11 protein-coding genes are annotated in these 11894 nt (G+C 53.0%); 8 read left to right on the top strand and 3 right to left on the bottom strand.

The window, feature by feature from the left end:
• Positions 1-68: 68 nt before the first annotated feature.
• Both trmB and ABFZ84_RS03765 read left to right on the top strand, forming a co-directional pair.
• Positions 69-755 carry a tRNA (guanosine(46)-N7)-methyltransferase TrmB gene (gene trmB / locus ABFZ84_RS03770; protein WP_369312583.1) on the top strand — a complete coding sequence of 229 codons (687 nt, stop codon included), beginning with the start codon at positions 69-71 and terminating at the stop codon, positions 753-755.
• 58 nt (positions 756-813) lie between these two features.
• A complete protein-coding gene (locus ABFZ84_RS03765; protein ID WP_369312582.1) occupies positions 814-2091 on the top strand; it encodes a glucuronyl esterase domain-containing protein in 1278 nt (425 codons plus the stop codon).
• A 4-nt stretch (positions 2092-2095) separates the two neighbouring features.
• On the opposite strand, the gene ABFZ84_RS03760 is transcribed toward ABFZ84_RS03765, so the two are convergent.
• From ABFZ84_RS03760 to ABFZ84_RS03750, 3 genes are all read right to left on the bottom strand, one after another.
• Positions 2096-2590, bottom strand: coding sequence for a DUF2937 family protein (locus ABFZ84_RS03760; protein ID WP_369312581.1), 495 nt, complete (start codon positions 2588-2590; stop codon positions 2096-2098).
• Positions 2591-2705: 115 nt separating this feature from the next.
• On the bottom strand, positions 2706-3407 hold the full coding sequence (locus tag ABFZ84_RS03755) for a hypothetical protein (protein WP_369312579.1): 702 nt from the start codon (positions 3405-3407) through the stop codon (positions 2706-2708).
• 50 nt (positions 3408-3457) lie between these two features.
• Positions 3458-4396 (bottom strand): glycosyltransferase family 2 protein, encoded by a 939-nt coding sequence (locus ABFZ84_RS03750; protein ID WP_369312578.1) that lies wholly within the window; start codon positions 4394-4396, stop codon positions 3458-3460.
• Between the two features lie 243 nt (positions 4397-4639).
• Here ABFZ84_RS03750 and rimP point away from each other — a divergent pair, with 243 nt between their 5' ends.
• From rimP to ABFZ84_RS03720, 6 genes are all read left to right on the top strand, one after another.
• Positions 4640-5197, top strand: coding sequence for a ribosome maturation factor RimP (gene rimP / locus ABFZ84_RS03745; protein WP_369312577.1), 558 nt, complete (start codon positions 4640-4642; stop codon positions 5195-5197).
• Positions 5194-6804 carry a transcription termination factor NusA gene (nusA, locus tag ABFZ84_RS03740; protein WP_369312576.1) on the top strand — a complete coding sequence of 537 codons (1611 nt, stop codon included), beginning with the start codon at positions 5194-5196 and terminating at the stop codon, positions 6802-6804. The genes rimP and nusA overlap by 4 nt, the downstream gene beginning before the upstream one ends.
• On the top strand, positions 6761-7399 hold the full coding sequence (locus ABFZ84_RS03735) for an RNA-binding protein (protein ID WP_369312575.1): 639 nt from the start codon (positions 6761-6763) through the stop codon (positions 7397-7399). The genes nusA and ABFZ84_RS03735 overlap by 44 nt, the downstream gene beginning before the upstream one ends.
• A gap of 147 nt (positions 7400-7546) precedes the next feature.
• A complete protein-coding gene (infB, locus tag ABFZ84_RS03730; protein ID WP_369312574.1) occupies positions 7547-10180 on the top strand; it encodes a translation initiation factor IF-2 in 2634 nt (877 codons plus the stop codon).
• Positions 10181-10256: 76 nt separating this feature from the next.
• Positions 10257-10652, top strand: a complete 396-nt coding sequence (gene rbfA / locus ABFZ84_RS03725) for a 30S ribosome-binding factor RbfA (RefSeq protein WP_369312573.1) — start codon at positions 10257-10259, stop codon at positions 10650-10652.
• Between the two features lie 95 nt (positions 10653-10747).
• Positions 10748-11809, top strand: a complete 1062-nt coding sequence (locus ABFZ84_RS03720) for a glycosyltransferase 61 family protein (RefSeq protein ID WP_369312572.1) — start codon at positions 10748-10750, stop codon at positions 11807-11809.
• The last annotated feature ends 85 nt before the right edge of the window (positions 11810-11894 follow it).

Raw genomic sequence — 11894 nt, 5'->3', positions numbered from 1 at the left:
TGGACTGCCCCCGGCGGTGTTCACATGACGGCTTGGCCTGTGGCGATTGATCCGCTAAGCCCCCGCTTATGGATGAACCTAAATATATTCCGCGCCTTTATGGACGTCATATAGATAAGCCGCTAAGGGCCCGTCCCGCGCAGCTAATGGAAGAATTGTTGCCGCAAATTGCGGTGCCCGAACCCCGTGATGGGCGCATAGATCCCAAAGCGCTATTTCCGCAGGCAGATGAAATCTGGCTAGAAATTGGCTTTGGTGGTGGGGAGCACTTAGCCTGGCAGGCCACTGAAAACCCCAATATTGGGATGATCGGGGCAGAACCCTTTGTAAACGGCGTAGCCAAATTGCTTGTCCATGTGGAGGATAAGGCGCTCAGCAATGTTAAAATCCATTATGGCGATGCCCGCCCATTGCTCGAAGCGTTGCCGGATAAATCGCTTGATCGGTTATTTGTTCTTCATCCTGACCCGTGGCCGAAAAAGCGCCACCACAAACGCAGAATGGTTTCGCCCTGGTTCTTTAAGGAGGCGGCGCGTCTTGTGAAACCGGGTGGCATTTTGCGGGTTGCGTCGGATATCCGTGACTATATTCGGTGGACGTTGATGCACGCACAAAATGCGCCTGAGTTTGAATGGACGGCTGAATGCGCAGCGGATTGGCAGATAAGGCCCGATGATTGGCCACAAACCCGCTATGAATTGAAGTCCCGTAAAGAGGGACGCACGCCGGCCTATTTGGTTTTTAAACGCATCTAGAGTGTTGTTGACCTGATTTTGACTTGCACTCAAAGCCAGTGTTCGCACTAATGCGCGGATGAGAATTTTTCGGTTTTCGATGGTCGTGCGCATTGTGTTGTTGGTGACCGCATTGGCCGCAATAACGAGTTGCGCAAAATTAACGTTAGCTTGGACAGATCTAAAACCTGACGGCATCGTGGCAAGCCCGCCGGTGCTTGGCGCATTCATGGGGCAGTCGGAAATTACATCCGCAGCGCAATGGCAGGTTACGCGCGTACCTGCGCTCAGGGCGGCGTTTGAGCGCGAAGTTTATGGCGACATGCCTGACGATTACGACGTCGCCGTTCTGAGCCGCACGATGCTGGATAATGATGCGTTCGGCGGTCAGCTTATTGAATATAAATTGCAAGCGACTGTCGTGTTCGGCGAAGTGGTGAACCGAACTAATCCATTTTATATGGATGTTGTGCTACCTAAAGGCGTAGAGCAGCCACCAATCATCCTTATGGAAACATTTTGCCCTCGGTGGGATACAATACCACATTCTGCGGTGACGCGGGTCGATGGATTGAATAGCTGCATGAGCGGCGGTATTGGCGAGACGGTAATGAGCTATGTTTTTGGTCGTTATATCGCAACGCCGCCAATCGAGATGATCCTTCGTCACGGCTATGGAGTTGCGACGACCTTTCCCAGCGAGTTTGTTGCTGACAACAAAGAGGAGGGTTTGAAAACGCTCGAGGCTTTGTCTGTTGGTCGCGATGGTGCGCGCTGGGGTGCGATTGGTGCTTGGGCGTGGGGGTTTTCAGCCATGGTCGATGTGCTTGAGAATGACCCCGCCACAGCTGCGTCGTCAGTGATAAGCTGGGGACATTCGCGATACGGAAAATCGGCGTTAGTGGCGGCTGCCTTTGATGAACGGATAGACGCCGTGATTGCGCACCAATCAGGTACTGGAGGCGCATCGCTTAATCGCGAAAAAAAGGGTGAGACTGTTGCAGCGATAACAAAAACATACCCGCACTGGTTCGCATCATCCTATGCGCATATGGCAGGCCGCGAGCAAAAAATGGACGTCGATCAACATCAGTTGTTAGCGTTGGTCGCGCCGCGCCCGGTTTTATTGGGAAACGCACGCCGGGATGTTTGGTCGGACCCTAACGGCGCGTTCCGCGCAGCGCAGGGCGCTGATCCGGCCTACGAATTATTGGGTGTGTCCGGTCTATCGCAGACACGCTTAGATGAATGGGTGCCTTCGGCTGAGTTGGCATTCTGGCTGCGGCCAGGAACACATGGCGTGGTCAAAGAAGACTGGCCAGCGTTTCTGGAATTCCTTGACGCACATTTTGATTAGGCCGTTACGCGTAACGGCCTCGGCCGAACATAGCGCCCAATAAACCAAACAGGAATGACGCGCCGCCCCAAAGAACAGCAAAGCCGCCACCGGCGTATATCGCGCCATCAACGGTTGTTGGAATTGCTGGTTTGTATTGCTCGTAGACGGAGACGGTGATGTCACGCATTTGCGATTTGGCAAGGATCAGTGGGCGGACATTGTCATCTACGCCTTCGAGTTTTGCCATATGCGCTGTCAGTATTTCATAGCGCTGAACTGTCGAAACATAGGTTGTGCACAGAGCATCAAGGAGGCCCGTTGCTGTCCGGCATTCGCCAAGGGCGCGTTCGCGCGTGTAATCATATTGGGCAATATTGGCATCAAATTCTTCGACAATAGGGCGTAATTCGTCGATGCGGCCTTGAAGGTTCTGCATATATTGAAGGGTAAAGCCCGGACCTTGCGATCCGAGAACGGCACCTGCAACACCCAATAACATCGCGAGAAAACGGCCCATAACCTGCCCCCCTGTTTAAGCAACCCCAAAATCCCTTGAGGTGATTTTGACCTATCGAGCCATCAAAATCTATAGCTTGTTAACCTTGAATGCAGGAGATCACGAAATGCCGGTGTTATGCGGTCTTCCGGCGTTTTGAGGCGGCCCATAGCCCCGCAAAACCGGTAATCATCAGCGGAAGAGCGGCGGGAATTGGGGTCACAACCACTGGCGGGCTCAATGTGGCGTTTGCGTTGGGTGTGCTTGGGATGATGTTGTTCGCGCGGCCGCCGGGGGCATTGGGTCCGCCATTAAACCCCAAATTGCCACCACCATTCGACATGCTGCCCATTAGACCAATTTCTGGCGCGAGGGCTAAACTCATAGGCTCGCCATTGGTTGTTGTTGTTGTGCCGATATTGTTGCCAGTGCCATCAACGGCCCCCGTGGAGAGAGAAGAAAGTACTGCCGCCCGTAAGGGGCTGTCACCGGGTCGAACCGTTCGTCTTGTACGGCGCGTGTCGGCAGTCTTTGCGAAAATATCTGGTTCCGCGTCGGTGTATGGGTGACAGATCACTTCCCACACGGCACTGCGGACAATACTGGGGTCGCTGGCTCCGCCACAATCGGCACCGAGGCGTTGTGCACGATGAAGCGCCGCATAGTCCGGTTTTGAGGCATCTGCATCATTTTGTGACATTAATTGTGGTGCGGAGGGTTGATTGGTATGGCCCTGAGCCCGCCCCGCAAAAAATGCGAGTGACGCAGAAATGAGCGTAATCATCAGGTAATAAATGATTAACGATGTTACGCCGCGTTTTTTTAGTCGGGTGTTCATTCCTCGAGCGCTCCTTCACTCGAAGGAACGGCTTCAAGAAACGTGCCCTGTTAGGGTTTTGGAATATCTTGTGACGTCCAGATGTCTTTGGCCCGCCACGCACAGGTTTTCTTGGGCGGCCTCAATGCCAAGGTCCGGCCGAAATTAACCATACGTCCCAGATACCAAAGAAAATTAGCGATGATATAGCCACCAGTGCCGTAGTGGCTTTTGAAATACCGCGTTCGCGACGCGTAATAATAGGGCGGCAATCGCCGGTGCGCAGCCGCATGATCTTCGATGTTCGATGATTTGCCGCAAAAATGTTCGACCGCAGCATCACGGCAATATTTCAGCGTCCACCCGGCTTTGTGCGCTTTGCGGCAATAAGCTGTGTCTTCAAAATACATGAAGTACCGGTCATCGAGTTTGCCTAATGCGTCGACCATCGCGCCGCGCAGCATGATGCAAGGAAATCCGAGCCATTCAATTTCGGTGTCGTCTTCATCGGCCATAACCGGGACAACCGCATGACGAAATTTGCGATAGAAAAAATCGAGGCCGGTGGCTTCGACAAACTCGCTTAACGGTCTCGGGTGCCGAAAACGACTGATTGCCGGCTGTCCTTGTTCGTCGAGCATTTGCGGGCCTGCGAGGCCAATGTTCGGATCGCGCTGCATCGCCCCGAGAAGTGCGGCAATAGCCCCCGGTCGCACGATCGTATCGGAGTTTAACAAAACATAGAATTCCGCGTTACCAGCCTCGATCCCAAGATTATTTCCGGCCGCATAGCCGCCATTTACGGGGGAAAGCACCAGTGTCACCGCTTGGTCAGGCCCGAGGGTTTCGGCCCATTGGCTTAGCTGTGCGGCGGAGTTATCGGGCGAGCAATTATCGACGACCACGAGTTCTCCGCCCAGGCTTTCGATTTGCGGCAAAACGCTTTGTGCGCTGGCAATCGTCATGTCCGGTGTGCCGTAATTGAGAATAATGACGCAGACAGGTTTCATCGAAGGGTAAATCCTATGGGGCGGGGTGGCAGGTCGGATATTGTGGACAGTGATAGAGCCCGGGATGTATAACAAATGCGAATTAATGGAAGCCTTCGAGAAATCATGGATTACGGGGGCTGACAAAGCTTTGCTGGCGCCCTATATATCCGATCAAACGCTTATCGATTTTCGGAAGCGGGCCCCGCGGGGCCCGCTTTTTCGTTACTAGAGCCTCAGTTTGCCCAGTTAAGGAGCCCGCTTTTGACGTTGGAAAGCCGCATTGCCGAGCTAGTTACCCCGGTCGTTGACGATTTGGGGTTAGAGCTCGTGCGCGTTCGGATTACCGGCGGGCAGACAAAAACCTTGCAAATTATGGCTGAGCGCCCAGATCATACCATGAGCGCTGGCGATTGTGCCAAGCTTTCGCGCGCGTTATCGCCGGTCTTCGAAGAGGCTGACCCCATGCCGGGCCAGTATACTCTTGAAGTCTCTTCGCCCGGTATTGATCGACCTTTGGTCCGCGAGAAAGATTTTATCGATTGGCAAGGCTGGCCCGCGAAACTCGAGCTCAATCAATTGGTCGAGGGTCGCAAGCGCTTTAAGGGTGTGTTGGCGGGCATGGACGAAGGTCGCGTTGCTTTCGACATCGAGGGCGAAGAAGAGACCGCACTATTCCCGTTGGAATGGATCGCCACGGCACAATTGATCCTGACTGACGAGCTAATAAAGAAAACCATGAAGGCGGATAATGATGACCGCCACAATCTTTCTGATCAAGACGATCAACAAGGAGACGACGTGATGGAGACCTCTCAATGACCGCGGTTAGCGCCAACAAACTGGAGCTTATTCAGATCGCCGACGCAGTCGCGCGTGAAAAATCTATCGATAAGTCACTTGTCATCGAGGCAATGGAAGATGCGCTCGCGCGTGCGGCGCGCACCCGTTATGGTCACGAAACATTGGTTAAAGCTGAGATTAATCCGAAAACCGGCGAAACCAAACTTTGGCGTTTGCTCGAGGTTGTCGATGAGGTTGAAAGCGACCTGACACAGATCGCAAAAAAAGATGCGCTGCACCTGAACCCAGAGGCCGAAGTCGGTGACTTTATGTCAGAGCCTTTGCCGCCGATGGATTTTGGCCGTCAGGCCGCCATGGGCGCAAAGCAGGTTATCACGCAAAAAGTTCGCGAAGCAGAGCGCGATCGTCAGTACGAAGATTTCAAAGATCGTATCGGCGAAATCATCAACGGCATCATCAAGCGTGTTGAATATGGCCACGTAATTATCGACTTAGGCAAGGCCGAGGCGATTATCCGTCGCGATCAGCAACTCCCACGGGAGAATTACCGTAATGGTGATCGCGTTCGTGCGTATATCATGGATGTTCGCCGTGAGACGCGCGGCCCACAAATTTTCCTTTCTCGTTCGCACCCGCAATTCATGGCGAAATTGTTCGAACAAGAAGTGCCCGAAGTCTATGATGGTGTTATCGAGATCAAGGCTGTTGCGCGCGATCCGGGAAGCCGCGCCAAGATTGGCGTTTTCTCTAATGATAACGGTATTGATCCGGTCGGTGCGTGCGTCGGTATGCGCGGTAGCCGGGTTCAGGCAGTTGTGAATGAGTTGGGCGGTGAGAAAATCGACATTGTACCGTGGAACGAGAGCGACGCGACGTTTGTCGTGAACGCACTTGCGCCTGCTGAAGTGTCAAAAGTTGTTCTTGATGAAGATCTAAAGCGTATCGAAGTTGTTGTTCCTGACGAACAATTATCGTTGGCTATTGGTCGTCGCGGGCAAAACGTACGTCTTGCATCGCAACTTTCTGGTTATGAAATCGACATCATGACCGAGGAAGAAGAAAGCGCCAAGCGCCAAGAAGAATTCCGTATACGCTCTGAGTTGTTCATGAGCGGTCTTGATGTTGATGACATGATGGCGGGTCTTCTGGTGTCAGAGGGCTTTGCTAAGATCGAAGAAATCGCATTCGTTGACGTTACTGAGCTGATGGAAATTGACGGCCTTGACGAGGACACTGCTGAAGAATTGCAGGCGCGTGCGCGTGACTGCATCGAAGCAGAAAACAAGAAGCTTGATGAGCGCCGGGTCGAGATGGGTGTTAATGATGACATTCTCGGCCTTGAAGGGCTTGACCTTAAGATGATTGTTACCCTTGGCGAGAATGACGTGAAATCCGTTGAGGACCTCGCGGGTTGCGCCACCGACGATTTGACCGGTTGGACTGAGCGGGTTGATGGCGAGCGTAAACATTACGAAGGCATGCTTGAAGCGTACAAAATTACGGCAGAAACCGCAGAAGATTTAATTATGCGGGCGCGTTTACAGGCAGGTTGGATCACCGAGGAAGACCTCGCGGCCCAACGTGCTGCTGAAGCTGAGGAGGAAGCCGCTGACGATCGCGACTGAAGATGACCGTCCTAAAAATCGCAAATCGCCAGAACGGCGATGCGTTGCGACGGGCGAGAGCCTTGAACCCCAGAAGGGTTTGCGGTTCGTTTTGTCACCTGATGGGGAGTTGGCACCGGATTTTACCGGCAAGCTCCCTGGGCGCGGGGCTTGGGTAACGGCTTCACGGCAAGCGCTGGAAATGGCGCTGAAAAAAGGCGGGTTCGCTCGATCGCTTAAGGCGGGCCCCAAAGTGCCTTCCGATCTTGTGGATCGGGTCGAGGCTGGTTTGACCAAGTCGGCGCTTTCGGCGCTTGGGTTGGCGCGACGAACCGGCGATGCGGTGGTTGGATTTGAAAAAGTCCGGACCATGTTGAGAGAGAACGGTGCTGACGTTCTTGTTAATGCGGCTGATGGCGGTGTTGATGGGCGTCGGAAACTGGCAAATTTGGCGTCGGAAATCACCGTCGTTGAATTGTTTGACGAAGCAGCGTTGGCGGCGGCCTTGGGTCGTGAAGGACCGACGGTGCATGTGGCGCTCAAATCGGGTGCCGGTGCGCAACGATTTTTGCGCGAAGCTCGGCGGTTGGAAGGGTTTCAGAACCCAACCGATTAAGTGTCGGGTCGTGAGAAAGTGGGTCCGGTGTGGACCCCGGCCCATTAGGGCTGTATGTCGAAGGCGGTTTGAGCCAAGACGCAGGGGCGTTGGGGCAAAAACCATCATAAAGAACGCGCTTTTATGAAGGGCGCACTTGGAGATTTAATGAGCGACGACGTCGAAACAGATACCGATAAACCGTCACGGCGACCTTTAACGATCCGTCGTTCAGAGACTGGTGCGGTGAAGCAAAGCTTTTCACATGGGCGCTCTAAAACCGTTGTCGTAGAGACAAAACGGCGGCGCGTTTTGACACCTAAAACGGAAACTGAGCAAAAAGCAGAGGTCGCACCTAAAAAGGAAGCGCCCGCTAAAAAGCCAGCACCGGTCAAAACCGATGATCGTGCAGCGAAGGCGAAAGCGGCAGCGCAAAAAGCGGCAGAGGCCAACCGCAAAGGTTCTGTTCTGCGCACACTTTCTGAGGACGAAAAGCAAGCGCGTGCTGGTGCACTCGCGGTGGCGCGACGTGAGCAACAGGCGCGGGCGAAACGCGAAGCGGCAGAGCGCGCAGAGCGTGAAGCACGCGAAGCTGAAGAACGCACAAGGCTAGAAGAAGAGCGTAAACGCGCAGCGCTTGAAGAAGAAAAGCGCGCCCGCGAAGCTGAAGAACGCCGCAAAGCCGAAGAAGAATCGCAACGCCTTCTCGAAGAAGAAGAGCGTGAGCGCAAAAAACGCAATGCTGCGAAAACCGATGCGCGCGCCAAGGGCCGTGCTGCGGAAAAAGAACGCGTGCCCGACCCTGCGGAGGCTAGTAATCCGTTGGCGCAACTTGGTGGCCGCTTGAAATCTAAACGCCAAAACCTTGGTGATGATCGCCGGGACCCTGCAAAAGCAAAAGAAAGCCCGCGTCGTCGTTCTGGTAAATTGACCATCGCGAATGCACTTGATGACGAAGAGCGTCAACGGTCGCTCGCTTCTGTTAAGCGCGCCCGTGAACGCGAAAAGCAGGCCCGTCAAAAACGTGGTGGCGATTCCAATCGTGTCGTGCGCGAGGTCATCATTCCTGAAACGATTACGGTTCAGGAATTGGCGGCCCGTATGTCGATGCGTGCTGTCGATCTTGTGCGCGAATTGATGTCGCAAGATCAGATGGTCACGGCGAATGATATTCTTGATGCGGATACTGCACAGCTGATTGCCGAAGATCTTGGTCATACGGTCAAGCGTGTTGCGGAATCTGATGTCGAAGAAGGTCTTGGTGGTGCGGCGGATGCGGACGATGATTTGTTGCCGCGCCCACCAGTGGTTACAATCATGGGCCATGTTGACCATGGTAAAACGTCATTGCTCGACGCCCTTCGCCAGACGGATGTGGTCGCGGGCGAGGCTGGCGGTATTACACAGCATATCGGCGCCTATCAGATCACGCTTGGCGAAGATCGTAAGATCACATTCCTAGATACGCCGGGCCACGCTGCGTTTACGCAAATGCGAGCGCGGGGTGCAGAGGTTACTGACATTATCGTTCTTGTTGTTGCGGCTGACGATTCTATCATGCCGCAAACGGAAGAGGCCATCAGTCACGCAAAAGCAGCGGGTGTGCCGATTATCGTTGCGATCAATAAGGTAGATAAACCTGACGCTGATCCCAATAAGGTGCGTACGGACCTTCTTCAACACGAAATTCAGGTTGAAGGCATGGGTGGTGATATTCAGGACGTTGAGGTTTCTGCGTTGAAACGTACCAATCTTGATGCATTGCAAGATGCGATCTTGCTACAGGCCGAATTGTTGGAACTGAAAGCGAACCCGAATCGCCCGGCTGAGGGTGCGGTTGTTGAGGCGCGTCTCGACAAAGGACGTGGCGCGGTGGCGACATTGCTTGTACAACGCGGAACGCTAAAACGCGGTGATGTTGTTGTGGTTGGTTCAGAGTGGGGCAAGGTCCGCGCGATGACCGACGATCAGGGCCGCAAAGTGAATGCAGCGGTTCCAGCTTTACCGATCGAAATTCTTGGTTTGAATGGTGTTCCTGAACCTGGCGATACCTTCAACGTCGTCGAAGGTGAGGCAAAGGCGCGGGAAATTGCTGAATTCCGTGCTCGTCAGCGCCGCGAAAAAGCAGCTGCCCAATCGGCTGGTACATCGCTTGAGCAAATGATGGCGCAGCTTCAGGATTCTGCGGTTAAAGAACTTCCTGTGGTGATCAAAGGTGATGTTCAAGGCTCGGTTGAAGCATTGGTTGGTTCACTGATGAAGCTGAACACCGAAGAGGTTCGTGTTAAGGTGCTTCATACCGGTGTCGGCGGTATCTCTGAGAGCGATGTTATCCTCGCGGCGGCGTCTAATGCGCCTGTCTTTGGCTTTAACGTGCGCGCGAACAAACAGGCACGCGACGAAGCTGATCGTTCAAAAGTTGAGATCCGTTATTATTCGGTGATCTATAATTTGATTGATGATATCAAAGCGGTTCTTTCGGGTATGCTTGAGCCTGAACTGCGTGAAACATTCCTTGGCAATGCTGAAATTCTTGAAGTGTTCTCAATTTCGAAGCACGGCAAGGTTGCCGGTTGCCGCGTAACCGAAGGCAATGTTCGCCGTGGTGCGAAAGTGCGCTTGATCCGCGATAATGTCGTTATTCATGAAGGCGAACTGTCTCAGCTTAAACGCTTTAAAGACGACGTACAGGAAGTTCCTGTTGGTCAGGAATGCGGCATGAGCTTTGCCAACTATGAAGATATGCGTTCGGGCGATGTGATTGAGTGCTTCTCAGTCGAGAAAATTACGCGGACGCTTTAGGCTGCTTTTAAGGTTGGGGCTGGTTTTTCCGGTCCCCGCCTGACCGCTCCTTATTCGCTAATGGATTGTTGCCCCGATGTCTAAACGCTATTCCAGTGCAAAAGGTCCGTCGCAACGCCAGTTGCGCGCGGGTGAATTATTGCGTCATGCACTGGTCGAGGTGTTACAACGCGAGGATTTACGCGAACCTGAACTGAGCGGTGTTTCGGTTACCGTCAGTGAAATTCGCATTTCACCAGACCTCAAGCAAGCTTCAGCCTTTGTTGCTCCTTTGGGCGGCGGCAATGAACGCGAAATGGTAAAAGCGCTTAACAAAGTCGCGCCTTATCTGCGTAGCTTGGTCGGGCAGAAAATCACCATGAAATATACGCCGGCGATTAAATTCATGAGTGATGAGACCTTTGCTGAAGCAAAGAAAATTGACGAACTTTTGTCTCGACCTGAGGTGGTTCGCGACCTGGAGACTAAATGACACTTTTGAAACTATCTTCGTGACCGCGATAGGGTAAAAACTTTACCTTATTGTTTCTAGGTACTCACAGAGACGGGAATGAGTTTTAAAAGTCGATGACATCATATTTTCAGCATGCAAAATTCAAAGCGCCGATGGCGAATATGCGCAGTGCTGTTGGCGCGTTGTGGCGCAATGGATCTTCGATTGCTGGCCTTTATGAACCCCTGTCGCCAGAAGAAACCAAACCTGTTACCGGCGAGCCGGTAAATTTCCGTGGCGACATTCCGAAACATGCGGGCGACAAGAAACACCAACGTAGAATGCGCTACGCGGCACCGCGGCCAATCGTTGAAAACGTTGAGAACTTGTTGGTAACACCCAGCGGCGGCGGGTGGTGCAATGGTACGCTGTTTGAGCGCTATTCGTCGTGTAAGCCCGGTCTACGGATGTTGTTTGAGCAAAGAGCACCGGTTCGAGAAGTTGAAAGCGGATATTTCATTCAATCAGAACATATTGATACGTTTGGTGATTGGACTTCGGAATATCTCAACCCGTTGGCGGGCGTCGAAAATATAGACGCGCCGGTGTTTTTGCCTGCGACCTTTGCCAACAAGCCTTATGTCAAAAGGGATTCCGCTCGGTTGGGCATTGATTTTTCCATTCTCGATGCGCCGGTATTAATCAAAGATGCGCGTGTGGTGCGCCAGCAAATGTATATTCGTTACTGGTTGCCGGAATATGCTTTGCGTTTACGAGAATTCTATAAGGCAGACCCCGTCACGCCAAAGCCGGGGTCTATGATATATTTGTCGCGCCATGGTGAACCTTCAGAGGTCGCTGTGCGTACCCACCCGAACCGCTTAATCGAAGAGATTGTCAAAAGCCGGGGCGGCACTGTTCTTCGTACAGACGAAACAAGCTTCGAAGGGTATGTTGCCGCTGCCGCAGATGCGGAAACTGTATTGCTTGATCACGGTTCCGCCGGGTACAATCTTGTTTATTGGCAGCCAAAGCGCGTGATAGAATTTGTAAGCGATGCGTGGTGGATGAATTCATTTTTGTTTTTCGCAAATTCCCTCGGTGTTGATGATTACGGAATTATTTGTACCGACTATGGCGACGATGATGCGGTTGCTACACGATTGAACGCCCTGTTGGATGAACCGGTCTCCTAAGCATGAAAAGCTGAGTATTGACGGGCAGCGTAAGACCTGTTTGAAAGCGTGCGCCCCGTAAAGCCGTTCGACCCGGCGCTGTGGC

Source organism: Hyphococcus lacteus (assembly GCF_041058985.1).
Classification (GTDB): domain Bacteria; phylum Pseudomonadota; class Alphaproteobacteria; order Caulobacterales; family Parvularculaceae; genus Hyphococcus; species Hyphococcus lacteus.
This window is presented reverse-complemented; position numbering and strand designations above follow the sequence as displayed.

Coding starts and splice junctions, on each gene's coding strand:
- trmB (WP_369312583.1), top strand. CDS start 69: ATGGATGAACCTAAATATATTCCGCGCCTTTATGGACGTCATATAGAT.
- ABFZ84_RS03765 (WP_369312582.1), top strand. CDS start 814: ATGAGAATTTTTCGGTTTTCGATGGTCGTGCGCATTGTGTTGTTGGTG.
- ABFZ84_RS03760 (WP_369312581.1), bottom strand. CDS start 2,590: ATGGGCCGTTTTCTCGCGATGTTATTGGGTGTTGCAGGTGCCGTTCTC.
- ABFZ84_RS03755 (WP_369312579.1), bottom strand. CDS start 3,407: ATGAACACCCGACTAAAAAAACGCGGCGTAACATCGTTAATCATTTAT.
- ABFZ84_RS03750 (WP_369312578.1), bottom strand. CDS start 4,396: ATGAAACCTGTCTGCGTCATTATTCTCAATTACGGCACACCGGACATG.
- nusA (WP_369312576.1), top strand. CDS start 5,194: ATGACCGCGGTTAGCGCCAACAAACTGGAGCTTATTCAGATCGCCGAC.
- infB (WP_369312574.1), top strand. CDS start 7,547: ATGAGCGACGACGTCGAAACAGATACCGATAAACCGTCACGGCGACCT.
- rbfA (WP_369312573.1), top strand. CDS start 10,257: ATGTCTAAACGCTATTCCAGTGCAAAAGGTCCGTCGCAACGCCAGTTG.
- ABFZ84_RS03720 (WP_369312572.1), top strand. CDS start 10,748: ATGACATCATATTTTCAGCATGCAAAATTCAAAGCGCCGATGGCGAAT.